This window comes from Streptomyces purpurascens (genome assembly GCF_045040895.1).
Taxonomy (GTDB): domain Bacteria; phylum Actinomycetota; class Actinomycetes; order Streptomycetales; family Streptomycetaceae; genus Streptomyces; species Streptomyces purpurascens.
Map to the genome: position 1 here is coordinate 2,436,198 of NZ_CP108341.1, position 25,738 is coordinate 2,461,935.

At 70.6% G+C, this 25,738-nt stretch carries 20 protein-coding genes; 8 read left to right on the plus strand and 12 right to left on the minus strand.

Going from position 1 to position 25,738, the window contains the following annotated elements; genetic code table 11:
* Nucleotides 1-6: 6 nt before the first annotated feature.
* The 3 genes from OHU35_RS11165 to OHU35_RS11175 form a co-directional block, all read right to left on the minus strand.
* On the minus strand, nucleotides 7-828 hold the full coding sequence (locus OHU35_RS11165) for an ABC transporter permease (protein WP_189729027.1): 822 nt from the start codon (nucleotides 826-828) through the stop codon (nucleotides 7-9).
* Between the two features lie 107 nt (nucleotides 829-935).
* The gene (locus tag OHU35_RS11170; protein ID WP_189729030.1) at nucleotides 936-1,910 is read right to left on the minus strand and encodes an ABC transporter ATP-binding protein; all 975 of its coding nucleotides are present in this window, start codon (nucleotides 1,908-1,910) and stop codon (nucleotides 936-938) included.
* Nucleotides 1,911-2,034: 124 nt separating this feature from the next.
* Nucleotides 2,035-3,246 carry an NYN domain-containing protein gene (locus OHU35_RS11175; protein WP_189729032.1) on the minus strand — a complete coding sequence of 404 codons (1,212 nt, stop codon included), beginning with the start codon at nucleotides 3,244-3,246 and terminating at the stop codon, nucleotides 2,035-2,037.
* A 222-nt stretch (nucleotides 3,247-3,468) separates the two neighbouring features.
* Here OHU35_RS11175 and OHU35_RS11180 point away from each other — a divergent pair, with 222 nt between their 5' ends.
* Nucleotides 3,469-3,633 carry a hypothetical protein gene (locus OHU35_RS11180; RefSeq protein WP_229873351.1) on the plus strand — a complete coding sequence of 55 codons (165 nt, stop codon included), beginning with the start codon at nucleotides 3,469-3,471 and terminating at the stop codon, nucleotides 3,631-3,633.
* A gap of 96 nt (nucleotides 3,634-3,729) precedes the next feature.
* Here OHU35_RS11180 and dnaE read toward each other — a convergent pair whose 3' ends face one another.
* On the minus strand, nucleotides 3,730-7,272 hold the full coding sequence (gene dnaE, locus OHU35_RS11185; RefSeq protein WP_189729037.1) for a DNA polymerase III subunit alpha: 3,543 nt from the start codon (nucleotides 7,270-7,272) through the stop codon (nucleotides 3,730-3,732).
* A 215-nt stretch (nucleotides 7,273-7,487) separates the two neighbouring features.
* On the opposite strand from dnaE, the gene OHU35_RS11190 reads away from it, so the two are divergent.
* The 5 genes from OHU35_RS11190 to OHU35_RS11210 all read left to right on the plus strand — a co-directional run bounded on the left by OHU35_RS11190 (nucleotide 7,488) and on the right by OHU35_RS11210 (nucleotide 12,740).
* Entirely contained in the window at nucleotides 7,488-8,813 is a 1,326-nt protein-coding gene (locus OHU35_RS11190) for a DUF2252 domain-containing protein (RefSeq protein ID WP_189729039.1), read from the plus strand.
* An 81-nt stretch (nucleotides 8,814-8,894) separates the two neighbouring features.
* Complete coding sequence (locus tag OHU35_RS11195; protein ID WP_405509206.1) at nucleotides 8,895-9,599, plus strand: hypothetical protein; 705 nt, start codon at nucleotides 8,895-8,897, stop codon at nucleotides 9,597-9,599.
* Between the two features lie 87 nt (nucleotides 9,600-9,686).
* Nucleotides 9,687-10,505: a thioredoxin domain-containing protein gene (locus OHU35_RS11200; RefSeq protein ID WP_189729041.1), complete on the plus strand. Its 819-nt coding sequence runs from the start codon at nucleotides 9,687-9,689 to the stop codon at nucleotides 10,503-10,505.
* A gap of 92 nt (nucleotides 10,506-10,597) precedes the next feature.
* A complete protein-coding gene (locus tag OHU35_RS11205; protein WP_405505245.1) occupies nucleotides 10,598-12,268 on the plus strand; it encodes an alkaline phosphatase D family protein in 1,671 nt (556 codons plus the stop codon).
* Nucleotides 12,269-12,404: 136 nt separating this feature from the next.
* The gene (locus tag OHU35_RS11210; RefSeq protein WP_189729045.1) at nucleotides 12,405-12,740 is read left to right on the plus strand and encodes a hypothetical protein; all 336 of its coding nucleotides are present in this window, start codon (nucleotides 12,405-12,407) and stop codon (nucleotides 12,738-12,740) included.
* A gap of 15 nt (nucleotides 12,741-12,755) precedes the next feature.
* Here OHU35_RS11210 and OHU35_RS11215 read toward each other — a convergent pair whose 3' ends face one another.
* Nucleotides 12,756-13,325: a dienelactone hydrolase family protein gene (locus tag OHU35_RS11215; protein WP_184596574.1), complete on the minus strand. Its 570-nt coding sequence runs from the start codon at nucleotides 13,323-13,325 to the stop codon at nucleotides 12,756-12,758.
* Between the two features lie 108 nt (nucleotides 13,326-13,433).
* Between OHU35_RS11215 and OHU35_RS11220 the strand changes: the two genes are divergently transcribed.
* On the plus strand, nucleotides 13,434-14,570 hold the full coding sequence (locus OHU35_RS11220; RefSeq protein ID WP_405505246.1) for a mechanosensitive ion channel family protein: 1,137 nt from the start codon (nucleotides 13,434-13,436) through the stop codon (nucleotides 14,568-14,570).
* Between the two features lie 67 nt (nucleotides 14,571-14,637).
* Here OHU35_RS11220 and OHU35_RS11225 read toward each other — a convergent pair whose 3' ends face one another.
* The 6 genes from OHU35_RS11225 to OHU35_RS11250 form a co-directional block, all read right to left on the minus strand.
* Nucleotides 14,638-15,378, minus strand: coding sequence for an SDR family oxidoreductase (locus OHU35_RS11225; protein WP_359895428.1), 741 nt, complete (start codon nucleotides 15,376-15,378; stop codon nucleotides 14,638-14,640).
* A 56-nt stretch (nucleotides 15,379-15,434) separates the two neighbouring features.
* Entirely contained in the window at nucleotides 15,435-17,021 is a 1,587-nt protein-coding gene (locus OHU35_RS11230) for a Na+/H+ antiporter (protein ID WP_189729053.1), read from the minus strand.
* 95 nt (nucleotides 17,022-17,116) lie between these two features.
* Nucleotides 17,117-17,587: a GNAT family N-acetyltransferase gene (locus tag OHU35_RS11235; RefSeq protein ID WP_189729055.1), complete on the minus strand. Its 471-nt coding sequence runs from the start codon at nucleotides 17,585-17,587 to the stop codon at nucleotides 17,117-17,119.
* Nucleotides 17,584-18,528, minus strand: a complete 945-nt coding sequence (locus OHU35_RS11240; RefSeq protein WP_189729057.1) for an RluA family pseudouridine synthase — start codon at nucleotides 18,526-18,528, stop codon at nucleotides 17,584-17,586. The genes OHU35_RS11235 and OHU35_RS11240 overlap by 4 nt, the downstream gene beginning before the upstream one ends.
* A gap of 45 nt (nucleotides 18,529-18,573) precedes the next feature.
* Nucleotides 18,574-19,230, minus strand: coding sequence for a signal peptidase II (gene lspA, locus OHU35_RS11245; RefSeq protein ID WP_189729059.1), 657 nt, complete (start codon nucleotides 19,228-19,230; stop codon nucleotides 18,574-18,576).
* 89 nt (nucleotides 19,231-19,319) lie between these two features.
* Nucleotides 19,320-20,615 carry a TraR/DksA family transcriptional regulator gene (locus OHU35_RS11250; RefSeq protein WP_189729061.1) on the minus strand — a complete coding sequence of 432 codons (1,296 nt, stop codon included), beginning with the start codon at nucleotides 20,613-20,615 and terminating at the stop codon, nucleotides 19,320-19,322.
* A 616-nt stretch (nucleotides 20,616-21,231) separates the two neighbouring features.
* On the opposite strand from OHU35_RS11250, the gene ileS reads away from it, so the two are divergent.
* Entirely contained in the window at nucleotides 21,232-24,375 is a 3,144-nt protein-coding gene (ileS, locus tag OHU35_RS11255; RefSeq protein WP_405505247.1) for an isoleucine--tRNA ligase, read from the plus strand.
* A 185-nt stretch (nucleotides 24,376-24,560) separates the two neighbouring features.
* Here ileS and OHU35_RS11260 read toward each other — a convergent pair whose 3' ends face one another.
* Nucleotides 24,561-25,697, minus strand: a complete 1,137-nt coding sequence (locus OHU35_RS11260) for a DivIVA domain-containing protein (protein WP_405505248.1) — start codon at nucleotides 25,695-25,697, stop codon at nucleotides 24,561-24,563.
* Nucleotides 25,698-25,738 lie beyond the last annotated feature (41 nt).

Below are 25,738 nucleotides of genomic sequence, written 5' to 3' on the forward strand. Positions count from 1 at the left end.
CCGCGCTCACCGGACGGCCGCCCGGCGGTACGCCCAGGTCGCCACGGCCAGCGAGACGACGCCCACCACCCCGCACACGGCGAGGTCACCGAGCACGAAGGCCCAGTCGGGATGCTGATCGAACGTCCGCGCGAAGGCCTCGACCCCGTACGTCGACGGCAGCAGATCCCGCGCGAAGCGCACCACCTCCGGCATCCGGTCCGCCGGCAGTACGCCCAGCAGCAGCGCCGCCGACATGCCCAGCTGCCCGAGCAGCGTGGCCAGCTCCGGCCGGGGCGCGAGCAGCCCCAGCGCCGCTCCCAGCCCGGCGAGCGCGGCGCCCGCGAGCGGGATCACGGCCATGAGGACCCACAGATGGGCGAGCGGCAGCCCGAACAGCGCGCAGCCGAACACCGCCGTCACGATGGTCCCCGGCACGGTGAACGAGGCGTACGCGCCCGCCGCGCCCAGCACCACCGCCGCCGGCGGCACCGGCAGGGTCGCGTAGTGGTCGAGTCCGCCACTGGCCCGCAGCTGCCCGAAGTACTGCGCGAGCAGGTTCAGCGCGACGAAGGCGACGACCAGGACCGACGAGCCGGCCACGACCGCCTGCGCCTCCGCCCCGTCGTCCACGACCCCGCGCATCAGGATCATGATCCCGATCGACTGGAAGGTCGCCACGAACAGCAGCGGGATCCGCGCGACCCGCGCCCGGGACAGCTGTGCCCGGTACACGGCCGCCAGCGAAGGCCACAGCCGCGCCCTGGGCCCGAGCTCGGCCGCGCACGCGGCGGGCTCCTCCGCGGCCAGGGCACTGCCCGGCAGGACATCGGCGGGTACGACACTCACGTCGCGCTGCTCCCCTTCGCTCGGGTCCACTGCGGCGGTCGCCCTGTTCGGTACGTATGCGGCGGGCTGTGCACTCAAGCCCCCCGCACCCAAGGCCCCGGTACTCCTCACGCCTTCACCAGCCCCTGCTGCACGGCACCGCCCAGGGCCAGGTACACATCCTCCAGGCTCGGCGTGGCCAGCGTGAAGTCGTCCAGGGCGGCGAAGGCGGCCCCGCCGGTGACGGTGGCGACGACCGCCCGGGCCTCCTCGGGCCCGAGCCGGAGCGTCCAGCGGCGGCCCGACTCCACGACGCGATCCCGCAGCGCGGCCACCTCGGGGACGTGCAGCGGCGCCGCGTCCCGCCACACCAGCTCCACCCGCACCTCACCGGCGACCTGCTCCTTGAGCCCGGCCGGGGTGTCGCAGGCGATCACCTTCCCCCGGTCGAGGACGGCCACACGGTCCAGTACGGTCTCGGCCTCGATGACGTTGTGGGTGACGAGCAGCACCGTCGTCCCCCGTTCGGCGCGTCGCCGGTCGACGGCGGACCACACGGCCCGCCGCGCCACCGGGTCCATGCCGGAGGTCGGCTCGTCGAGCACGAGCAGCGACCGCTCCCCCACCAGCGCCGCGGCGAAGCACGCCAGGCGCCGCTGGCCCCCGGAGAGCTTCTTCAGCGGCCGTCCGGCGAGGTTCGCGAGCCCCAGCTCCTCGAGTACGTCGTCCCGCTCGGCCCGCGCGGCCCGTACGTCCAGGCCGCGCAGCCGCCCGGTGGTCTCGGCGGCGAGCGACACGGTCAGCTCGTCGAGGGCGGTCGACTCCTGCCCGAGGTAGGCGAGGATGCGTGCGGCCCGTTCCGGGTGGCGCACGATGTCGTGCCCGAGGATCTCCACGCTGCCGCGGTCGGGCCGCATCAGCCCGGTGAGCTGCCGTACGAGGGTGGACTTGCCGGCGCCGTTCGGCCCGAGCAGGCCGAAGATCTCGCCGCGCCGGATGTCCAGCCGTACGTCGTCCGTGGCCCGGACCTCGGGAGTTCCCGGTGCGCCCCGCCGGCCCCGGACCGCCGGATAGGTCTTGGTCAGCCCGCGGACCGCGCACACGACGTCACCATCGTGCCGAAATGCCTGTGCCGCGCGCTTACTCACAAGGGACGAGACTACGGGGTCGGGAACCCCGGCCGGCTCTCGGGTCGGTCCATTCCGGGGAAATCCGCTCGCAAGGATCTCAGTCGCCGACGGGCGTGTGCTCCACGCCCGTGCGCACGCCGATCTCCCGCCAGAAACCGGCCCGGATGGCGTACCGGTCCCGCTCGTCGATCTGGTCGTCCTTGTGGGCGAGCAGGCCGAAGCGGGCGGCGTAGCGCAGCAGCTCCCCGTCGACCCGGTGCGGGATGCGCGGGTACATCCCGGACAATTTCGGCAGCTGGCCCTGGTCGCCGAGGCGCTCCACCCAGCGCCGTGCGAAGACCTGCCCCACCTCGTACGGGTCGCCGCCGACCGTGGTGATGTCCTCCTCGCGGTCGGCCCACCGCTGCTCGGCCGTGGTCAGCTGGGCGAGCGTCGGCATCGAGGCGGCTTCTGGGGGCTCGGCCGTGGGCCGGTCGACCCAGCCCTTGTCGGAGGACCAGCGAAGGGTGGCGGAGGCGGGGGGCTGGGCGGGCTGGGTTCCGGGGGCGCGCAGGGCCGCCAGGTCTTTGGGCGTGGGGACGCCTTTGGGGGCGGGGACCCGCTCCTCGGTGCCGTTCTGCCCGGGGCCGGCCGCCGGGTGCGGGGCCGGCGGGGCGGTCCGCTCGGCCGTGGCGGCGAGCGAGGACTCGGGCAGCGGCGCGGAGAGGATCGCGGCGATCTCGGGCCGGGGCACGGGCTGCGGGGCGCACACGCCGGTGTACTCCTTGGCGCGGACCGCCTTGGTGATCCACGTCCGGTCCAGGACGCGCCGCTCGTCGGCCTCGGCGACCAGGTCCTCGGACTGGTTGTAGTCGCCGTCGGCGGCCTGGACGGCCCACAGATGCACGGCGACACCGTGCTCCTTGGCGGCCATCATGCCGGGCAGCAGGTCGCCGTCGCCGGTGACGAGGACGACGTCGGAACAGGCGCGGTTGCGGGCCAGCTCGGTGAGCTCGGCGTGCATCGCGGCGTCCACGCCCTTCTGCGCCCAGCGGCCGTCGCTGCGGGTCAGAGCGCCGAGCCGGACGGTGACCCGGGGCATCACGCGCAGCCGGCGGTGCTCCGGTTGCGGGACACGGTCGGGGGCGCCGTCGAACCAGTAGATGCGCAGCAGGGGCTGCTGCGTATCGGACTCGGCGCGTTCGCGCAGCCCCTGGATGAGGGCCGTGTGGTCGACGGTGATGCGGGACCGTGAGGGCTCCCCGGCGAGGAGACTCGCCGCGGCTCCCAGCAGATACCCCGCGTCCACCAGGACGATGCAGCGGTCCACACGACTCACCCTCTTCCCAGGAGGTTTGCTTCGGGCTTGCTTCGAGTCTGCCCGACGGCGCGGAGGTTAACGGCCGGAACTCGATCTTCGGCGTGGCGTTTCGGGAGTTCCCGCTCCGACCACCCCTGTCACGCACGGTAATTGTCCGACATGCGATCGTTGTCGGCCTGTGTGAATCTGGTCCCGGCCCTGGCCCCTAGATCCCCCACAGGAGGCACCACCATGGCCAAGAACAAGAACCGTGAACGCAAGCAGCGTCCCACCGAGCGTGGCCAGCGGGCGGACCGCAGCCCCGCGGCGCAGACGGAGCCCCAGCCCGAGGTCGAGGTGGCCGCCCCCGGCGACATGGCGACCCGTAAGCGGAAGCGCAGCTTCGGCCACAACTGACATCTGCGTGACGGGTCGTTGAGACCCACCCACTTGCGCATATGCGTGAGGGGCGTACCCGGTACCGGGTACGCCCCTCACGCGCATCGAGAGCCCTCAGCCGGCCAGGCAGGACGGCCCGAGCAGCACCTTCAGGTCACCGAAGAGCGCCGGGTCCGGCTTCACGCGGTGCCGGTCCAGACGCAGCACGGTGGTCTTGGTCGGCCCCTGGAGCTTGATCCGGACCTCGCTGTCGCCCTTGTGGTGGCTGAGCACCTCGCCGAGGCGGCTGACCAGCGGCGGGGTGACCCGGGTGGCCGGGATGGTGAGGATCACGGGCGCGTTGGTACCCGCGTTCGACAGGTCCGGCACCATCAGCTCCATCGCGACGAGCCGCGGCACGTCCTCCCGCTTGTCGAGGCGGCCCTTGACGAACACCACGGCGTCCTCGACGAGTTGCGTCGAGACGAGCTGGTAGGTCGCGGGGAAGAACATGCACTCGATCGAGCCGGCGAGGTCCTCGACGGTGGCGATGGCCCAGGCGTTGCCCTGCTTGGTCATCTTGCGCTGGAGGCCGGAGATGATGCCGCCGATGGTCACCACGGAGCCGTCGGAATAGTCACCCCCGGTCAGCTGGGAGATGCCCGCGTCCGCCTTGTCGGACAGGATGTGCTCCAGACCGAACAGCGGGTGGTCGGAGACGTACAGGCCGAGCATCTCCCGCTCCTGGGCGAGCAGATAGGTCTTGTCCCACTCGTCGGGGGAGAACTCCACGTCGAGACCGAAGCCCGGCTCGCTGGTCTCGGCCGCCTCGCCCATGCCGCCGAAGAGGTCGAACTGGCCCTCGGCCTCCTTGCGCTTGACGGCGACCACGTTGTCGATCATCGGCTCGTAGTGCGCGGTCAGGCCCTTGCGGGTGTGGTTCATGGCGTCGAAGGCGCCGGCCTTGATCAGCGATTCGGTGGTGCGCTTGTTGCAGACCACCGCCTCCACCTTGTCGAGGTAGTCCGGGAAGGAGACGTACTTCCCCTTGGCCTTGCGGCACCTGATGATCGACTCGACGACGTTCGTGCCGACGTTGCGGACGGCGGAGAGGCCGAAGAGGATCACGTCGTCGCCCTGGGCCGCGAAGTTGGACATCGACTCGTTGACGTCCGGCGGGAGCACCTTGATGCCCATGCGGCGGCACTCGTTGAGGTAGACGGCCGACTTGTCCTTGTCGTCCTTCACCGAGGTGAGCAGGGCGGCCATGTACTCGGCGGGGTGGTTCGCCTTGAGATACGCGGTCCAGTACGAGACCAGGCCGTACGCGGCGGAGTGCGCCTTGTTGAACGCGTAGCCGGCGAAGGGGACCAGCACGTCCCACAGGGCCTGGATGGCCTCGTCGCTGAAGCCCTTCTTGCGGGCGCCCTCCTGGAAGAGGACGAAGTTCTTCGCCAGTTCCTCGGGCTTCTTCTTGCCCATGACGCGGCGGAGGATGTCGGCCTCGCCGAGCGAGTAGCCGGCGATGATCTGGGCGGCCTTCTGCACCTGCTCCTGGTACACGATCAGGCCGTGGGTGACGTCCAGGACCTCCCTGAGGGGCTCCTCGAGCTCCGGGTGGATGGGCGTGATCTCCTGCTGGCCGTTCTTTCGAAGGGCGTAGTTCGTGTGGGAGTTCATGCCCATCGGGCCCGGGCGGTACAGGGCCGACACGGCGGAGATGTCTTCGAAGTTGTCCGGCTTCATCAGCCGGAGCAGGGAGCGCATCGGGCCGCCGTCGAACTGGAAGACGCCGAGGGTGTCGCCGCGCTGGAGCAGTTCGAAGGTCGTGGGGTCGTCGAGCGGGAGGCTCAGGAGGTCGATGTCGACCCCCTTGTTGGACTTCACCATCTTGACGGCGTCGTCCATGATCGTCAGGTTGCGCAGGCCGAGGAAGTCCATCTTCAGCAGGCCGAGCGACTCACAGCTCGGGTAGTCCCACTGGGTGATGGTGACCTTGTCCGTGTGCCTGACCCAGACCGGGACGTGGTCGGTGATCGTCTCGCTGGACATGATCACGCCGGCGGCGTGTACACCCATCTGGCGGACCAGGCCCTCGACGCCCTTGGCGGTGTCGATGACCTTCTTCACGTCCGGCTCGTTCTCGTACATCCCCCGGATCTCGCCCGCCTCCGAGTAACGGGGGTGCTCGGGGTTGGTGATGCCGTCGAGGTTGATGCCCTTGCCGAGGACGTCGGCGGGCATGGCCTTGGTGAGGCGGTCGCCCATCGCGTACGGGTAGCCCAGCACACGCGCGGAGTCCTTGATCGCGTTCTTGGCCTTGATGGTGCCGTAGGTGCCGATCATGGCGACCTTGTCGGCGCCGTACTTCTCCGTCACGTACCGGATCACCTCGACGCGCCGGCGCTCGTCGAAGTCGATGTCGACATCGGGCATGGAGATGCGCTCGGGGTTGAGGAACCGCTCGAAGATCAGGCCGTGCGGGATGGGGTCGAGGTCGGTGATGCCGAGGGCGTAGGCGACGATCGAGCCGGCCGCGGAGCCTCGGCCGGGGCCGACCGCGATGCCCTGCTTCTTGGCCCACATGATGAAGTCGGCGACCACGAGGAAGTAGCCCGGGAAGCCCATCGAGATGATGGTGTCCATCTCGTACTCGACCTGCTTGGTGCGGTCGTCCGGGATGCCCTCCGGGAAGCGGCGCTCCATGCCGCGCAGGGTCTCCTCGCGGAACCAGCTGACCTCCGTGTACCCCTCCGGGATGTCGAACTTGGGCATGAGGTCGCGCTTCTCGAACATGCCCGTGGTGTCGACCATCTCGGCGATCAGGCGGGTGTTGGCGCAGCCCTCCTGCCAGGCGTCCGAGGAGTCGATGGCGTACATCTCGTCGGTGGACTTCAGGTAGTAGCCGGTGCCGTCGAACCTGAAGCGGTCGGGGTCGGAGAGGTTCTTGCCGGTCTGGATGCACAGCAGGGCGTCGTGGGCGGACGCCTCGTGCGAGTAGGTGTAGTGCGAGTCGTTGGTGACCAGCGGGGGGATGCCGAGCTTCTTGCCGATCTCCAGCAGGCCGTCGCGGACCCGGCGCTCGATCTCGATGCCGTGGTCCATCAGCTCCAGGAAGTAGCGCTCCTTGCCGAAGATGTCCTGGTAGTCGGCGGCGGCCTTGAGGGCCTCGTCGAAGTGTCCGAGGCGCAGCCGGGTCTGGACCTCGCCGGAGGGGCAGCCGGTGGAGGCGACGATCCCCTCGGACCACTGGGAGATGGTCTCCTTGTCCATCCGGGGCCACTTCTGGAGCCAGCCCTCGGCGTACGCGTCGGAGGACAGCCGGAAGAGGTTGTGCAGGCCGGTCGAGTTCACCGCCCACATCGTCTTGTGGGTGTAACCACCGGAACCGGAGACATCGTCCCGCTTCTGGTGCGGCTGGCCCCACTGGATCTTGCGCTTGTTGCGGCGGGACTCGGGCGCGACGTACGCCTCGATGCCGATGATCGGCGTGACCCCGGCCTTCTGCGCCGTGTGGAAGAAGTCGTACGCCCCGTGGAGGTTGCCGTGGTCGGACATGGCGATGTGCGACATGCCCATCTCGTTGCACGCGTTGAACATGTCCTTCAGCCGCGCGGCACCGTCCAGCAACGAGTACTGGGTGTGGACGTGCAGGTGCGTGAACGGCGGCTTTGACACGGCAGCGGCCTCCAGAGAAAACGTAGGTCGAATGGGGTCCGACAGGCTGCGCACAGTCTGGGGGACAGCGTCGAAGTCTATGCCTCGGCACTGACACTCCGAGGGCTGACCCGCGTACCTTCATGCGAGGGTCGCGGGCACTCCCGCGACCCGCCGCACGTTAGTCAGGGGGCGGACCTGCCGCCCTGAACATCTGCACCAGGAGGCACCCAGCGATGTCGTTCCCGCCGCTCGACGACGAGCACCGCGGTGAGGAGATCCTCGCCGTATTCGACACCGCCTTCGGCCAGCTGCTGGCCGCCGACCCGGCCGCGTTCCGTGTGAAGTTCCGGAAGATGGCGGCCTCGGCCTTCGCCTTCTACCGGGGCACGGCGTGCCTCTTCTACAAGGACCTCGACGCCGAGAAGCGGGGCGGGCCGTACCTGGACGAGCGCACCTCGCGCGTGTGGATCCACGGCGACCTGCACGCGGAGAACTTCGGCACGTACATGGATGCGAACGGCCGGCTGATCTTCAACGTCAACGACTTCGACGAGGCCTACGTCGGCCCGTTCACCTGGGACCTGAAGCGCTTCGCCGCGTCCATCGCGCTGATCGGGTATGCGAAGGCGCTCAGCGACGAGCAGATCTCCGAGCTGGTGACGATCTACGCGGTCGCCTACCGCGAGCGGATCCACGCCCTGGCCACGGGTGCGAAGAGCGACGAGGTGCCGCCGTTCACGCTGGACACCGCGCAGGGCCCGCTGCTGGACGCGCTGCGTGACGCCCGCTCGCTGACCCGGTTCGGCCTGCTGGAATCGATGACGGAGATCCGCGACTTCGAGCGCCGTTTCGCGCCGGGCGGCGGCTCCGTCGAGCTGGACGCGGCCACGCGCTACAAGGTCCTCGCCGCCTTCGACGGCTACCTGGAGACGCTGCCGGACAGCTCGCTGGCCCGCCCGGACTCCTACCGCGTGAAGGACGTCGTCGGCCGGCGCGGCATCGGCATCGGCTCGGCGGGGCTGCCGTCGTACAACATCCTCCTGGAGGGCCACAGCGACGCCCTGGAGAACGATGTCGTGATCTACATCAAGCAGGCCCAGACCCCGGCCGTCTCCCGGCACATCACGGACCAGTCGATCGGCGACTACTTCCAGCACGAGGGGCACCGCACGGTCATCTCCCAGCGCGCCCTCCAGGCCCACGCCGACCCGTGGCTGGGCTGGACGGAGCTGGACGGCTCGGGCCAGCTGGTCGCCGAGGTCTCGCCGTACGCGGTGGATCTCGACTGGGGCGACATCGACGACCCGGAGGAGATCGCCCAGGTGGTGGCCGACCTCGGCCGGGCGACGGCCACGATGCACTCGGCGGCGGACGACCAGTCCGGGGAGTCCCTGGTGCCGTTCTCCACGGAGCGGGCCATCGACGCGGCGATCGCGGCCGACGAGGACGGCTTCCCGCCGCTGCTGGTCGACTTCGCGCACAGCTACGGCGCACGCGCGCGTGCCGACCACCAGACCTTCGTGGACCTGTTCCGCAACGGCCGGATCCCGGGCCTGTAGCCGGGGCTTTCGCCATCCGCTCTCCCACAGGCATCCTTTAGGGGTCCCTTACAGGCCCCCATGACAGACTCTCCCTTCGCTATGGACATATCCGGGATCCAGCTCAGAGCCGTACGCGCGGCGCTGTTCACGGCAGTGGTCGTGACGCTCAGCACCGCGTCGCACGTGTTGCTGTCCCAGGTCCCGCTCCCGCTGAGCACGGTGGCCGCGGTCTCCGTCGCCGTGTTCGTGATCGCGTACGCCCTGGCGGGCCGCGAGCGCTCCTTCGGGCGGATCGCGGCCCTGCTGATCCCGCTGGAACTGGCCGCCGACACGGTGTTCACCACAGGTCAGCACGCCTGTTACGGCAGGGCGGGCGGCCCGGTCGCCGGTCCGTTGCGTTCGGTCGGCCTGGACGTGCTGTGCGGGGGCGGCGAGGTCGGCACCCCGCTGGCCCGGATGGCCGGGGCCACCGGCACCGACCGGCTCGCGGCCGCGGTCGCGCACGCCGACCCGGCCACCGCCTGGCTGCTGCTCGGCGCGCACATCGGCGTGGGCCTGGTCGCCGCCGTCTGGCTGCGCCGCGGCGAGCGGGCCCTGGCCCAGCTGCTGCGGGCCGTGGCGGCCGCGGTCTCCACAAGGGTCCGGCCGCTGCTGCTGGCGGTCGCCGCTGTCGCGGTGGAGCGGGCTCCGGCCGGGCGGTGCCTGCCGTCGCGCGCCGCCGACCGCACGCCCACCGCCCGCGACCGGATCCTCACGTACTCCCTGGGGCGGCGTGGACCGCCGTGCTCGCCCGCCTTCGTCTGAGGCGCTCCCGCACCTTTCGAGCACAGGCAGTCCCCCTACGCATTCCGCACACCCCGGTGTGCGCGTACCCCTACGGAGAACATCACCATGAGCAAGCGGAACACCCAGGCGGCGAAGACGGCGGCCCGCGAGCGGCTGCGCGCCGAGCGTGAGCGCGAAGCCAAGCGCGCGAAGGTCAAGCGGCAGATCGTCGTCGCCTGCTCCATCGTCGGCGTCCTGGCGATAGCCGGCGGCATCAGCTACGCGGTCGTCCAGGCCAACAAGCCCAGCTACTGGGAGGGCAAGAAGGACGCCAAGGTCGTCACGCCGGCCAACACCACGGGCGCCAAGGGCACCACGGTCGTCATCGGCAAGGACTCGGCCAAGAAGACCCTGAAGGTCTACGAGGACCCGCGCTGCCCCGTGTGCGCCCAGTTCGAGCAGACCGTCGGCCCGACCGTGAAGAAGGACATCGACGACGGCAAGTACAAGATGCAGTTCATCGGTGCCACGTTCATCGACAACAAGGACAACGGCGAGGGCTCCAAGAACGCGCTGAGCGCCCTGGGTGCCGCGCTGAACGTGAGCGACGACGCGTTCCTCGACTACAAGGCCGCGCTGTACTCGGCGAAGTACCACCCCGAGGAGACGACCGACGAGTTCAAGGACGACAGCTACCTCATCAAGGTCGCGAACACCGTCCCCGAGCTGAAGAACAACAAGAAGTTCCAGGACGCGGTCGAGAAGGGCACCTACGACGCCTGGGCGATGGCCATGTCGAAGACCTTCGACGACAACAAGGAGGGCGTGAAGGGCACCCCGGGCTTCGCCATGGACGGCAAGCAGCTCACCGCCGACAGCCAGGGCACGCCGCTGATGACCGTGGCCGACTTCAACCGGGTGGTGGGCGAGGCCCTCAAGAAGTGACGGCGGGTCCGGTACGGGCCACCGCGTGAAGAGCGGGCGAACTTCCGGAGTTCGCCCGCTCTGGTGCGTACCGATCAGTAACCTGATCGTCCGTGACCAGTCGATACAGATCATCGAAGACGTCCGAGGGCATCAACTCCCTCAACCCCCGCCGCCGTACGGTCGTCAAGGCCGCGGCGGCGACCGCTGTCCTGGCCGGGCCGCTCGCCGCCTCCCTGCCCGCGCGCGCCGCCGACCAGGCTCCCGCCTTCCTGCACGGCGTCGCCTCCGGTGACCCCCTGCCGGACGGCGTCCTGCTGTGGACCCGGGTGACCCCCGTCCCGGAGGCGATACCCGGCTCCGGGCTGGGTCCGGACACCGTGGTGAGCTGGGTCGTCGCCGAGGACCGCGCCTTCACCACGATCGTCGCCAAGGGTTCCACCACCGCGACGGCCGCCTCCGACCACACGGTGAAGGCCGACATCCGGAGCCTCAGGCCGGCCACCGACTACTGGTTCCGCTTCTCCTCCGGCGGCACCGACTCCCCCGCCGCGCGCACCCGCACCGCCCCGGCGGCCGACGCGGCCGTCACGAACCTCCGCTTCGGCGTGGTCTCCTGCGCCAACTGGGAAGCCGGTTACTTCTCCTCGTACCGCCATCTCGCGGCCCGCGGCGACCTGGACGCCTGGCTGCACCTCGGCGACTACATCTACGAGTACGGCACCGGCGAGTACGGCACGCGCGGCACGGTCGTACGCCCGCACGCCCCGGCCCACGAGATCGTCACGCTCGCCGACTACCGCATCCGGCACGCGCGCTACAAGACCGACCCGGACCTCCAGGCCCTGCACACCACGGCCCCGGTCGTGGCGATCTGGGACGACCACGAGTTCGCCAACGACGCCTGGTCGGGCGGTGCCGAGAACCACACGGAGGGCGCGGAGGGCGCCTGGTCCGCCCGCCAGGCCGCCGCCAAGCAGGCCTACTTCGAGTGGATGCCGGTGCGTCCGGCGATCGCGGGCACCACCTACCGCCGGCTGCGTTTCGGCAAGCTGGTCGACCTCTCACTGCTTGACCTGCGGTCCTTCCGCTCGCAGCAGGTCAAGGTGGGCAACGGCGAGGTCGACGACCCGGACCGCACGCTCACCGGCCGCGCCCAGCTCGACTGGCTCAAGGCGGGACTGAAGGCGTCCGACACCACGTGGCGGCTGGTCGGCAACTCGGTGATGATCTCGCCGTTCGCCATCGGCTCGCTCTCCGCCGACCTGCTGAAGCCCCTCGCCAAGCTGCTCGGCCTGCCGCAGGAGGGCCTGGCCCTCAACACCGACCAGTGGGACGGCTACACCGACGACCGCCGCGAGATCCTCGCCCACCTGCGCGCGAACGCGATCCGCAACACGGTCTTCCTCACCGGCGACATCCACATGGCCTGGGCCAACGACGTCCCGGTGGACGCCGGCACGTACCCGCTGTCCCCGTCCGCCGCCACGGAGTTCGTCGTCACCTCGGTCACCTCGGACAACCTCGACGACATCGTCAAGGTCCCGGAGGGCACGGTCTCCGCGGTCGCCTCACCCGTCATCCGCGCCGCCAACCGGCACGTCCACTGGGTCGACACCGACCGCCACGGCTACGGCGTCCTGGACATCACGGCCGAGCGCGCCCAGATGGACTACTACGTCCTCTCCGACCGCGCGAAACGCGACGCGACCGCCAAGTGGACCCGCTCCTACCGCACCCGCAGCGGCACACAGAAGCTCGAGCGGGTCTACGACCCGGTGTGAGCGGCCGTCTACGAAAAGACACCTTGAAGTCGTCAACCGTACGAGCAACTCCTACGTCTTTCTCAGTAGGTTGACGATTCGTCAGCGCTATCGACGCGTACGAGAAAGGAGTCACATGGCCACCTCTCAAGGTGTCTTGACGAAGTCAGCGGTGGTCGTGGCCGCTCTGGCCCTCGCCGGAGGTACCGCCACCGCCGCCCATGCACAGGAATCCGCCCCCGCGGCACCGGCCTACGTCACTCTGTCCGTGCTGAACCCGGACGGCGCCCCCGTCTACGCCAAGCCCGATTCCTCGTCGGAGCGGTACCGCGTGGACAAGGCCGGCACCAAGGAGCGCATCCAGTGCTCGACCACGACGACCCCCTCGGGGGCCCGGTGGTTCCGGATCTACGACTCGCACCCGGTGGGCTGGATATGGTCCGGGCACTTCGCCTCCCTGGAGAACCCGCCCAAGGAGTGCTTCCCCAGGTAGGCGGATGACCGCCGGCTACAAGCTGTCGAGGAAGCCGAGCGCCACCCGCCAGGTGGCCTCGGCGGCCTCCTCGTCGTAGTCCGGCAGGTCGGGGTCGGTGTAGAGGTGGCCGGCCCCGGCGTAGCGGTACACCTCGACGTCCGCGCCGGTCCGGCCCATCTGGAGGTACCAGGCGCTGAGCCAGTCGTCCGTCTCGAAGGGATCCGGCTCCGCCACGTGCAGCTGGACCGGCAGGTCGTCGGCCGTGGCGTCCGGCGCGATGTCCGACGTGCCGTGCAGGAGCAGCAGCCCGCGCGCCTTGTCGTCGCCGAGGGCGAGGGTCTGGGCGATCGAGGCGCCGAGCGAGAATCCCGCGTACACCAGTCCGCGCTCGGAGTAGGGCGCGGCGGCCAGCACGGCCCGCTTCAGCAGCTCGTCCTTGCCGATCTTCTCCTGGTGCTCCATGCCCTCCTCGACCGCCTCGAACGTGCGCCCCTCGAAGAGGTCGGGCGTCCACACCTCGTGTCCGGCCGTGCGCAGCCGGTCAGCGGCCTGGAGCACCGCGGGCCGCAGCCCCTGGGTCGAGTGAAAGAGCATGATGTTCATGAAGCCCATGGTGCCAGCCGGGTGTGACACCGCGAGATCGCGGCAGTACCCAGCACCGGACGGAAGTCACATGTTCATGTCTGCCGGTGGCCGGTTAGGTTCGGGGGCATGGAGAACCTGCTGCGACCGCTGATCGTGGTCGGTGGCTCGGTCGTGCTCACGCTGGTGATCGGCTGGGCCACCGACTTCCTGCTGCGCAAGGCCGACGAACGACACCACGAGACCCAGCTGTGGGGTCTGCTCCGCCGCGGGCGCATTCCCTACCAGCTCGTGCTCTTCGCGGCCCTCCTGAGAGGGTCGTACGACGAGGCGGACCTGCTGGACGACCGCCGCGAGGGCCTCGGCCAGGCGCTGACGCTGCTGCTCATCGGGTCGGCCGCCTGGCTGGTGATCCGTATCGCGGGGGCGATCGTCGAGACGTCCTACAGCCGGTACGCCAGCGCACGGGCCCACCGCGACCCGGCAAGGGTCCGCCGCGTGCGCACCCAGGTGACGCTGATCATGCGGGTGGTGTCCGCGGTCGTCGGCGTGGTGGCCACGGCGAGCATGCTGCTGACGTTCCCGGCGTTCCGGGCGGCCGGCGCCTCGCTGCTGGCCTCGGCCGGCATCCTCGGCATCGTCGCCGGTGTCGCCGCCCAGTCCACGCTGAGCAACATGTTCGCGGGGTTCCAGATCGCCTTCGGCGACATGGTGCGTATCGGGGACACCGTGGTGGTGGACGGCGAGTGGGGCACGGTCGAGGAGATCACGCTGACGTTCCTGACCGTCCACACCTGGGACGAGCGCCGGATCACCATGCCGGTGTCGTACTTCACGTCCAAGCCGTTCGAGAACTGGTCGCGGGGCACCCCGCAGATGACCGGCATCGTCTTCTGGCACGTGGACCACACGGCCCCCGTGGACGCGATGCGCGAGAAGCTCCGCGACATCCTGCGCGAGTGCCCGGCCTGGGACGGCCGCGCCTACAACCTGTGCGTCACGGACACCACCCCGAGCACCCTGCAGGTGCGGGCCCTGGTGACGGCCAAGGACGCGGACGACATCTGGACGGTGCGGGTCACGGTGCGCGAGGAGATGGTCCGCTGGCTGGCGGACGAGCACCCGTACGCCCTCCCCCGGGTCAACACGGCGGACGCGCTCCTGCCGCCGTCCTGGAACGGGAATGGGAACGGCCACCCCCCGTCGCAGGACGGCGTCCCGCCCCAGCAGCGCCGCTACCACGGCTCGGCCAGGCCGGAGCGCTGACACGAGAGCCGGCAAAGAGAGAAGAGAGAGGGCTGCCCGTACCGCGGGCAGCCCCCTTCTCGGCCGGTCAGTGACCCCGTTCGGCGCCGCCGTTGACCTGGATGATCTGGGAGGTGATGTGCCCGGCGCCCGAAGAGGCCAGCCAGTGCAGGGTCTCGACTACGTCACCGGGGGTCCCGGCCCGCCCGTTCGAGGTCTCCGCGACGAGCCGCGCCCGCCGCTCCTCGCTCATCGCGTCCCCGAAGAACTCGGTGTCCTCGACATAGCCGGGCGCGACCACGTTCACGGTGATGCCGCGCGGCCCCAGCTGCCGGGCCAGATCATGGGCGTAGGGATGCAGACCCGCCTTGGCCGCCGCGTACGCGCCGCTCCCGGATCCCCGGTAGGCGGCGATGGAACCGAGGAACAGCACCCGCCCACCGGGCTCGGCGAGGCGCGGCCTCAGAGCCTCGGTGAGCAGGACGGCGGTCAGGGTGTTGAGCCGGAAGTTCACGGTCCAGCTGTGCGCGACGGCCTCGAGCGGATCGTCACTCCCGGCGTCCGGCTCGAGCAGCCCATTGCCTCCGGCGCTGTGCACGAGCACGTCCACGGCCCCGAACTCCCGCTCCACGAACCCGGCGACACCCCGCACGTCCGCCGGCTCGCTGAGATCCGCCGCATACGTCCGCGCCCCCGGCACCCCGGCCTTCTCCAGCACATCGGCCCGCCGCCCGAGCAACAGGACCTGATCCCCGCCCGCGGCGAACGCCCGGGCCGCCGCGAGCCCGATTCCGGTTCCTCCACCACTGATCACAACATTCCGAGCCATACGACGACCCTACGACCCGTCAGCCGCCGACGGCGAAGACCCCGCCGGGAAACCGCTCACCGCATCGACCGCACATCAAGATGCCGCAACACCCGGTCCACGACCTCCGGATCGGCCCCCGGCTCACTCCGCGCCGCCAGCACCTCGTGCCGGGCCGCGCTCAGCATCTCCTGCTGGATCCGCCGCACCCGCTTCAGCCGCCGCGCGCGCTCCCCGGAGGCCTCCCGCCGCTCGTCCTCGGCGACTTCGGGACTGATCCGGACCCCGATGTCGAAGGCCCGCCGCAGCATCTGCTCGGACAGGTCCTCCGGGAGGTCCTCTTCCTCCTCGATCTCGCGCAGCCTCCGCTTCGCCGCCTTGGACGCCCGGATCGCCAGTTCCTTCGCGCGTTCCTTCTCCTGGTCCCGGTCGGCCTTCACGCCCAGCCGCCGCACCAGCCACGGCAACGTCAGCCCCTGCACCACCAGCGTCGCCACGATCACGCCGAACGCGATGAAGATGAGCTCGTCCCGGTTGGGGAAGGGAGCCCCCGCGTCCGTCTCCAGCGGAATGGCCAGGACCAACGCCACCGAGGCCACCCCGCGCATCCCCGACCACCACATCACCACGGTCTCGCGCCAGCTCACCGGGATGTCCTCGTCGTAGTCCCGCCGCGCGTGCAGCCGTTTGGTCAGCCAGGTCGCCGGCAGCAGCCACAGCAGCCGTACGAACACGACGACGACCACCACGACCGCCGCCCAGCCGAGCAGCTCGCCCCACCGGCCGGACGCGGTGCGAATGGCGTTGTGCAGCTCGAGACCGACCAGCCCGAACGCGACGCCGGTGACGAGCGTGTCGACGATGTTCCAGAACGTGTGCCCGGCCAGCCGGGTCATGACGTCGTCGGCGTCGGACCCGTACTCCGCGAGGAACACCGCGGTGGTCAGCACGGCGAGCACTCCGGACCCGTGCAGTTCCTCGGCCATGACGTACGAGGCGTACGGCACCAGCAGGGTCAGCCCGATCTGCAGGGTCGCGTCCCCGAGCAGGTCCATCAGCTTGTTCGCGCCCCAGCCCAGAGCGATGCCCACGGCCGCCCCCACCACGGCCGACAGCACCAGATCGAGGCCGGCCTGCCAGGGCGAGAACGTCCCGCTGACGGCGGCGGCGATCGCCACGTGGTAGAGGACGATGGCCGTCACGTCGTTGAACAGCCCCTCGCCCTCCAGGATCGACACCAGCCGGCGCGGCAGCCCCAGCTGCCCGGCGACGGCGGTCGCCGCGACCGGGTCCGGCGGCGCCACCAGCGCACCGAGCGCGAACGCCGCGGCGAGCGGCAGCCCCGGCACGATCGCGTCGGCCGCGGCGGCCACACAGGCCATGGTGACGAACACCAGCGCCACGGCCAGCAGGAAGATGGGTCTCTTGTTCGCCGCGAACTGCCGCCATGACGTGCGCCGCACGGCGGCGTACAACAGGGGCGGCAGCAGCAGCGGCAGGATGAGGTCAGGCGGGATCTCGACGTTCGGTACGAAGTCGAGCAGCGCGAGGACTATGCCCAGGAGCGTCATCAGCACCGGCGCGGGCATCCCCAGCCGGTCCCCGACCGGGACGCTGATCACGGCCCCGAGCAGCAGCACGAACAACAGGGCCAACTGATCCACGGTCAGCACTCCGGGAGGTCAGACGGTCATACGACTGAACTCAAGCCTGCCACGCAACTCCACGGACAAACCGTTTCGGCACCCGCGGCGAGCGGCTACAGCGAACGCCGCATCCCCTGGTGCGGGATACCCGCCTCCAGATACTCCGGCCCGTACGCCTCGTAGCCGAGCCGCGCGTAGAAGCCGAGCGCGTGCGTCTGCGCGTGCAGGTCCACGGCCGCGAGCCCACGCGCGCGTGCGGCGTCCTCGATGGCCCGCACCAGGGCGACCCCGACACCGAGGCCGCGCGCCTGGCCGGCCACGGCGAGCCGGCCGAGGGAGCCGACGGACGGGCCGGCTCCGGTCTGCGCCACGGCCGCCTCGCCGTACAGCAGCCGCCCGGTCCCGAGCGGCACGCCGTCCTCCCGGACGGCCAGCACATGCACGGCCCCCGCGTCGTACGCGTCGTACTCGAGGTCCTCCGGCACGCCCTGCTCGCCGACGAAGACCTCCTTGCGCACCGCGAAGCACGCCTCACGGTCGGCGGCGTCCTCCGCGACACGCACCGCATACCGCGGGGTGCTCATGCGTACGTCTCCTCCCGGACCTGGTCCAGGGCCTTCTGCAGGTCCTCCGGGTAGTCGCAGGAGAACTCCGCCCACTGCCCGTCCCCGGGGTGCTCGAAGCCGAGGCGCACCGCGTGCAGCCACTGGCGGGTCAGGCCGAGGCGCTTGGCGAGGGTCGGGTCGGCGCCGTAGGTCAGGTCGCCTACGCAGGGGTGCCGGTGGGCGGCCATGTGGACGCGGATCTGGTGGGTGCGGCCGGTCTCCAGCTTCACGTCGAGCAGCGACGCCGCGCGGAAGGCCTCGATCAGGTCGTAGTGCGTGACGGACGCCTTGCCCTCGGCGGTGACCGCCCACTTGTAGTCGTGGTGGGGGTGGCGGCCGATGGGCGCGTCGATGGTGCCGCTGGTCGGGTCGGGGTGGCCCTGGACGAGCGTGTGGTACCGCTTGTCGACCGTGCGCTCCTTGAACTGGCGCTTCAGCGATGTGTACGCGTACTCCGACTTGGCCACGACCATCAGCCCGGACGTGCCGACGTCGAGGCGGTGCACGATGCCCTGGCGCTCCGCGGCCCCGGAGGTGGAGATCCGGTACCCGGCGGCGGCCAGGCCCCCGATGACGGTCGGCCCGGTCCAGCCCGGCGACGGGTGCGCGGCGACGCCCACCGGCTTGACGATCACGACCACGTCATCGTCGTCGTGCACGATCTCCATGCCCTCGACCGGCTCGGCCACCACCTGCACCGGCGCGGGCGCCTGCGGCATCTCGACCTCCAGCCAGGCGCCGCCGTGCACACGCTCCGACTTTCCGACCACCGACCCGTCGACCGCGACCTTTCCCGCGGCGGCGAGTTCGGCCGCCTTGGTCCGGGAGAAGCCGAACATGCGGGAGATGGCGGCGTCGACGCGCTCGCCCTCCAGTCCGTCGGGCACGGGCAGGGTGCGGATCTCGGGAATCGTGCTCACCCGTCGAGTATGCCGGACGGGTCCGACAGTCCCGACCGGCGCCTGTCAGTCCTTGTGGACGGTGCCGTCCGGGTCGAGCCCCTTGAACGACAGCAGCACGATCAGGATGCCGCCGCACACGATCGCCGAGTCGGCCAGGTTGAAGACGGCGAAGTGCTTGGGCGCGATGAAGTCCACGACCGCGCCCTCGAAGACACCCGGCGCACGGAAGATCCGGTCGGTGAGGTTGCCCAGCGCACCGCCGAGCAGCAGTCCGAGCGCGAGCGCCCAGGGCAGGCTGTAGAGCTTGCGGGCGAGCCGGGCGATCACCACGATCACCGCCGCCGCGATCATGGTGAAGATCACCGTGAAGGCCTCGCCGAAGCCGAAGGCCGCACCCGCGTTGCGGATCGCCTCGAACTTCAGCCAGTCCCCGATGATCTCGATGGGCGGGTGGTGCTCCAGCTTGGCCACCACGATCATCTTGGTGCTCAGGTCGAGGGCGTACGCGAACAGGGCGACAGCGAACAGGACCGCGATACGGCGCTTGCCCCGGGGCTGCGCGGCCGTGGGCTCCGGCTCACCCGTGCCGGGCTCTCCGGTGGCCCGGGTGCCCTCGGAGTCGGCGCGCTCGCCCGACGCCGCGTCCTCGGGCCGCTCCTGCCCGTCCCCGGCAGCGTCCGGTGTGTCCGGCGTACCGATGATGCGCTCCGCCTCTGCCACGTGAGTCCCTCAACCTAGGTGCCTGACTGAGGACGAGGGTACGACACACCCCGTGCCCCCCACGTGCTCAGGAGGCATTCGGCCGCCGGTCAGTACCTGCGCTCCTGCTTCTGCTTGCACTCCACGCACAGCGTGGCCCGCGGGAAGGCCTGCATCCGGGCCTTGCCGATGGGGTTGCCGCAGTTCTCGCACAGGCCGTAGGTGCCCGAGTGGAGACGGTCCAGGGCTCGCTCGGTCTGGATCAGCATCTCGCGCGCGTTGGCGGCCAGGGCCAGCTCGTGCTCGCGGGTGATGTTCTTGGTACCGGTGTCCGCCTGGTCGTCGCCCGCGCCGTCCCCGGAGTCGCGCATCAGACCGACGAGCGAGCGCTCCGACGACGTGATCTCCTCACGCAGCCGGGTCTCCTCGGACGTCAGCTCGGCACGCGCCTCCTCGACCTCCGCCTCCGTCCAGGGGTCCTCCCCCGGGCGTACCGCGAGCTCACCGGGCTCCGCCGCGGCCACCCGTGCCTTCGGAACGGCGGTCTTGGCCGCCGTCGCCGTGCCAGGAGTCTTCTTCGCACCCACCGTGGTCGCTCCCGTCTGCGCCGCGGCCTCGGCCGCGCCCGCTTTCTTGGCCGTGCTGTTCCCGGCCTTGTCCTGTGTGACCGCGCCGGTCCGGGCAGTGCCCTTCCCGGCCGCGCTCTTCCTGGTGGTGCTCTTGCCTCCGGCGCGCACGCCCTCGGCCCCGACGCTCTTCCCCGCGGCGACGGCCTTGGCGGCCTTCGCCCTCTTGACCGCGGCCTTCTTCTCCGCCGTCCCGCCGGCAGCCGCCTTCTCGCCCGCGGCCTTCCGCCCCGCCGCCTCGTCGACAGCCGCCGTCTTCCGCTCCGCTGCCTCATCGGCGGCCGCCTTCTTGGCCGCCGTCTTCTTGCCCGCGACCTTCCCGGCCGCGGCCTTCGCGCCCGCGGCTTTCTTGGCCGTCGCCTTTCTGACCGCCGTCTTCTTGGTCGCCGTCTTCCGGGCGGAAGCCTTCTCGGCCGCCGTCCCCTCAGCCGCAGTCCTCTCGACCTCAGCCTTCTCGGCCTCAGTCTTCTCGACCGCGGCCTCATCGGCCTCAGCTTTTTCGCTCGTTCCCTTGGCCCCGGCCGTCTTGTCCGTGACCTTCCTGGCCACGGCCTTTCCCACCGCGGTCTTCTTGGCCGTCACCTTCTTGACCGCCGCCTTGGTCCTGGTGACAGCCGCCTTCGTCCCCCCGGTCGCCTTCTCGGTCGCCCCCTTCGCCGCCCGCCCCGCCGAGCCTCCCTGGGTGGTCTTCTTCCCGCCCGGGTCCTTGGGCGCACCGCCGGAGGCCTCCGCGGACCTGCCGGACGCCGGCTGCTGTACGGCGGTCTTCTTCGCCACCATGGCCGCGGCCCCTTCACATATTGTGACCTTGCTCGCGAATCGTGCTGGGACGATAAATCGACTTGAGTCCCGCGGCAACGGGGCACACCGCCCGATTCGCCCGCCTCGCGCATGCCGCGCGGCGAACCTGCATCCGTTGTGCCCAGCTCCCCGCCCGGTAATCCGCCGAGCCGGACGTCCCAGGATCCGAACACCCATACCTCGCCATTCGGGTCATCAAACCCCAAACCGAACCTCCCACGTCACCCGGTCCCCGGCGGCCCCGAAAAGCGGTCGGCCGCTGTCCGCCCGGCGCCGTACACTGGGCGGAGCGAAAAGCGTGGATGGGGACGAGTAGCGGCGTACGCAGCCCAGAGCGACCCGGGGACGGTGGAAGCCCGGGGGCGAGCGCGACGCGAAGATCACCCCGGAGCCGCCGGAAGAAAGCCGCAGCCGAACAGCCGCGGCCGGTAGAACCGGCATCGCGACCCCAATGAGGGGGCTCACCGGCGCACACCCCGCACCGGAGGGCCAAGGAGGGTGGTACCGCGGGAGCGCGCCGAAGTCGGCGCAGGCAATGACGTAGCTCTCGTCCCTCCGGACGGAAGGCAGCAAGTCCGCCGGAGGAAGCCCGCTGATGACATCGCCGACGTACCGCCAGGTACCCGCCCAGGTCGACCTGCCCGCCCTCGAGCACACGGTGCTCGCCTTCTGGGACGAGCAGAAGATCTTCACCAAGAGCCTGGAGCAGTCCGAGGGCCGCCCCGAGTGGGTGTACTACGAGGGCCCGCCCACCGCCAACGGCATGCCCGGCGCCCACCACATCGAGGCCCGCGTCTTCAAGGACGTCTTCCCCCGCTTCCGCACCATGCGCGGCTACCACGTCGCCCGCAAGGCCGGCTGGGACTGCCACGGCCTCCCGGTGGAGCTGGCGGTGGAGAAGGAGCTCGGCTTCTCCGGCAAGCAGGACATCGAGGCGTACGGCATCGCCGAGTTCAACGCGAAGTGCCGCGAGTCGGTCACCCGGCACACCAACGCCTTCGAAGAGCTCACGACCCGCATGGGGTTCTGGACCGACCTCAACGACCCCTACCGCACCATGGACCCCGCGTACATCGAGTCGGTCTGGTGGTCGCTCAAGGAGATCTTCAACAAGGGCCTGCTGGTCCAGGACCACCGCGTCGCCCCCTGGTGCCCCCGCTGCGGCACGGGCCTGTCCGACCACGAGCTGGCGCAGGGCTACGAGACGGTCGTCGACCCGTCCGTGTTCGTCCGCTTCCCGCTCACCTCCGGCCCGCTCGCCGGCGAGGCCGCGCTCCTGGTGTGGACGACCACGCCCTGGACCCTGGTCTCGAACACGGCCGTCGCCGCGCACCCCGAGGTCACCTACGTCGTCGCCACCGACGGCAAGGAGAAGCTGGTCGTCGCCGAGCCGCTCGTCGCCAAGGCCCTCGGCGAGGGCTGGGAGACCACCGGCCAGACCTTCACGGGCGCCGAGATGGAGCGCTGGACGTACCAGCGCCCGTTCGAGCTGGTCGAGTTCCCCGAGCCGGCCCACTACGTGGTCAACGCCGACTACGTCACCACCGAGGACGGCACGGGTCTCGTCCACCAGTCCCCCGCCTTCGGTGAGGACGACCTCAAGGTCTGCCGCTCCTACGGCCTGCCGGTCGTGAACCCGGTCCGCCCGGACGGCACCTTCGAGGAGGACCTGCCCCTGGTCGGCGGCGTCTTCTTCAAGAAGGCCGACGAGCAGCTCACCGCCGACCTCGACGAGCGCGGCCTGCTCTTCCGGCACGTCCCGTACGAGCACAGCTACCCGCACTGCTGGCGCTGCCACACCGCGCTGCTCTACTACGCGCAGCCCTCCTGGTACATCCGCACCACGGAGATCAAGGACCGTCTCCTCGCGGAGAACGAGAACACCAACTGGTTCCCGGACACGGTCAAGCACGGCCGGTACGGCGACTGGCTGGACAACAACATCGACTGGGCGCTCTCCCGCAACCGCTACTGGGGCACGCCGCTGCCGATCTGGCGCTGCGAGGACGACCACCTCACCTGCGTCGGCTCCCTCACCGAGCTGACCGAGCTGACCGGCACCGACCAGTCGGGCCTTGACCCGCACCGCCCGTACATCGACGCGGTCACCTTCGCCTGCCCGCAGGACGGGTGCGGCCGGACGGCCACGCGCGTGCCCGAGGTCATCGACGCCTGGTACGACTCGGGTTCGATGCCGTTCGCGCAGTGGGGCTACCCGTACAAGAACAAGGAGACCTTCGAGGCCCGCTACCCGGCGCAGTTCATCTGCGAGGCCATCGACCAGACCCGCGGCTGGTTCTACACGCTGATGGCGGTCGGCACCCTGGTCTTCGACAAGTCGTCGTACGAGAACGTGGTCTGCCTCGGCCACATCCTCGCCGAGGACGGCCGCAAGATGTCCAAGCACCTGGGCAACACCCTGGAGCCCATCCCGCTCATGGACCGGCACGGCGCCGACGCGGTCCGCTGGTTCATGGCGGCCGGCGGCTCCCCCTGGGCGGCCCGCCGCGTCGGCCACGGCACCATCCAGGAGGTCGTCCGCAAGACGCTCCTCACCTACTGGAACACGGTCGCCTTCCAGGCCCTGTACGCCCGTACGTCGGGCTGGGCCCCCTCCGAGGCCGACCCGGCCCCGGCCGACCGCCCGGTCCTGGACCGCTGGCTGCTCTCCGAACTGCACGCGCTCACCGACCAGGTCACCCAGGCCCTCGACGCCTACGACACCCAGCGCGCCGGCAAGCTGCTGTCCGCGTTCGTCGACGACCTGTCGAACTGGTACGTGCGCCGCTCCCGCCGCCGCTTCTGGCAGGGCGACAAGGCGGCACTGCGCACGCTGCACGAGGTGGTCGAGACGGTCACGCAGCTGATGGCCCCGCTGACCCCGTTCATCACCGAGCGGGTCTGGCAGGACCTGATCGTTCCGGTCACCCCGGGCGCCCCGGAGTCGGTCCATCTGTCCTCCTGGCCGCAGGCGGACCTCGCGGCCATCGACCCGGAGCTGTCGAAGCAGATGGTGCTGGTGCGCCGGCTCGTGGAGCTGGGCCGCGCCACGCGCGCGGAGTCGGGTGTCAAGACGCGTCAGCCGCTGTCCCGCGCCCTGATCGCCGCGTCGGGCTTCGACGCGCTGGACTCCGGACTGCGCACCCAGATCACGGAGGAGCTGAACGTCGAGTCGCTCGCGACACTGAGCGACGTCGGCGGCAGCCTGGTCGACACCACGGCCAAGGCCAACTTCCGCGCGCTGGGCAAGCGGTTCGGCAAGCGCGTCCAGGACGTGGCCAAGGCCGTCGCGAACGCGGACGCGGCCGGCCTGTCCCTGGCCCTGCGCGAGGGCACGGCGTCGGTGGAGGTCGACGGCGAGACCATCACGCTGGCTCCCGACGAGGTGATCATCACGGAGACGCCGCGTGAGGGCTGGTCGGTGGCGTCCGACTCGGGTGCCACGGTCGCCCTCGACCTGGAGATCACGGAGGAACTCCGGCGTGCGGGCCTGGCCCGTGACGCGATCCGGCTGATCCAGGAGGCCCGCAAGAACAGCGGCCTCGACGTGGCCGACCGCATCGCGCTGCGCTGGACCGCCACGGACGCGGCGACGGTCGCGGCCCTGACCGGCCACGCCGGCCTGATCGCCGACGAGGTCCTGGCGACGGACTTCGCCCAGGGCGAGGCCGACGACACGTACGGCGAGCCCTTCAGTGACGAGGGTCTGTCCCTGACGTTCCGCCTGCGCAAGGCGTAACGCTCGGACCGAAGGCCCGGCCCCGCCAAAGATCTTGGTGGGACCGGGCCTTCGGCGTTGCGTACGCACGAACGCGATTGCGTATGCGCGAACAGGCATGGCAAAAGGGCGAGGCCCCGGGATCAACCCGGGGCCTCGCCCTGAACGCTGCCGATGTCTACGCCGTACTACTGGCCATCAGGCCGTCAGTTGTCATCCTCGTCGATCAGGAAGCCCCGCATGGGCGAGGGCGCCTGACCCATCTGCGACGGGCCCTGCGGACGCACCGGCGCCATCGGCTGGGTCATCGCCGGAGACATCTGCTGCTGACCGCCGTAGGACGGACCGGACGGCGACGGGGCGCCGCCCATCGTCTGGTTGCCGCCCCCGTAGGACGGGGCGCTCGCGCCGGCCGGAGCCATGGAAGGCGCCGGGGACGGCGGGAGGGACGCGGCAGCCGGAGTGCGCGGCGGAGCCAGCGAGTCGTCGGCCTGGGTCTCCAGCTGACGCAGCTGCGACTCCAGGTACGACTTCAGGCGCGTGCGGTACTCGCGCTCGAAGCCGCGCAGGTCCTCGACCTTGCGCTCCAGCGTGGCGCGAGCGGACTCCAGGGAGCCCATCGCCACGCGGTGCTTCTCCTGCGCGTCCCGCTCCAGGGCGTCGGCCTTGGCACGGGCGTCACGCTCAAGACCCTCGGCACGCGAACGCGCTTCCCCGACGATCTTGTTGGCTTCGGAACGGGCCTCGGCGATCGCCTGGTCGGCGGTCTGCTGGGCCAGCGAGAGGACACGGGCGGCGCTGTCGCCACCGGGGCCTCCCTGACCGGGGCCGCCCATCGGAGGACCGCCCATGGGGCCGCCCATCGGACCACCCATCTGCTGCTGCATCTGCTGCTGCATCGGGCCCGGACCGCCCGGACCCTGGCCCATGGGGCCGGGACCCTGCGGACCACCCTGACCGCCGGGGCCGGCGGGCAGCTGCGGGGCACCGCTCGGCAGCTGGGGCGGACCACCCATGGGGCCACCCATCTGCTGCTGCGGCGGGCCCGATATGCCGGCGGGTACGGGACCACCCGGACCGCGCATGCCCTGCTGCTGCTGTTGCTGTTGCTGCTGCTGATCCTGCTGGGGCTCCGGAGGCTTGCGCATGTTCTGCTGGTTCTGGGCAGCAGCGCGCGTGGCCGCGGCCAGCTTGGCGCGCAGGTCCTCGTTCTCGCGGAGCAGGCGGGTCAGTTCGGCTTCGACCTCATCGAGGAAGGCATCGACCTCGTCCTCGTCATAGCCTTCTCGGAGGCGGACGGTCGTGAACTGCTTGTTCCGCACGTCCTCGGGGGTCAACGGCATCTCTTCACCTCAACGTAGTCGTCGGCATTCGGCAAGACGGT

Bases quoted from the DNA above. Each gene is read 5' to 3' on its own strand.
- OHU35_RS11180 (WP_229873351.1), top strand. From the start codon at position 3,469: ATGGCCAAGAACAAGAACCGTGAACGCAAGCAGCGTCCCACCGAGCGT.
- OHU35_RS11190 (WP_189729039.1), top strand. From the start codon at position 7,488: ATGTCGTTCCCGCCGCTCGACGACGAGCACCGCGGTGAGGAGATCCTC.
- OHU35_RS11195 (WP_405509206.1), top strand. From the start codon at position 8,895: ATGGACATATCCGGGATCCAGCTCAGAGCCGTACGCGCGGCGCTGTTC.
- OHU35_RS11200 (WP_189729041.1), top strand. From the start codon at position 9,687: ATGAGCAAGCGGAACACCCAGGCGGCGAAGACGGCGGCCCGCGAGCGG.
- OHU35_RS11215 (WP_184596574.1), bottom strand. From the start codon at position 13,325: ATGAACATCATGCTCTTTCACTCGACCCAGGGGCTGCGGCCCGCGGTG.
- OHU35_RS11220 (WP_405505246.1), top strand. From the start codon at position 13,434: ATGGAGAACCTGCTGCGACCGCTGATCGTGGTCGGTGGCTCGGTCGTG.
- OHU35_RS11225 (WP_359895428.1), bottom strand. From the start codon at position 15,378: ATGGCTCGGAATGTTGTGATCAGTGGTGGAGGAACCGGAATCGGGCTC.
- OHU35_RS11235 (WP_189729055.1), bottom strand. From the start codon at position 17,587: ATGAGCACCCCGCGGTATGCGGTGCGTGTCGCGGAGGACGCCGCCGAC.
- OHU35_RS11250 (WP_189729061.1), bottom strand. From the start codon at position 20,615: ATGGTGGCGAAGAAGACCGCCGTACAGCAGCCGGCGTCCGGCAGGTCC.
- ileS (WP_405505247.1), top strand. From the start codon at position 21,232: ATGACATCGCCGACGTACCGCCAGGTACCCGCCCAGGTCGACCTGCCC.
- OHU35_RS11260 (WP_405505248.1), bottom strand. From the start codon at position 25,697: ATGCCGTTGACCCCCGAGGACGTGCGGAACAAGCAGTTCACGACCGTC.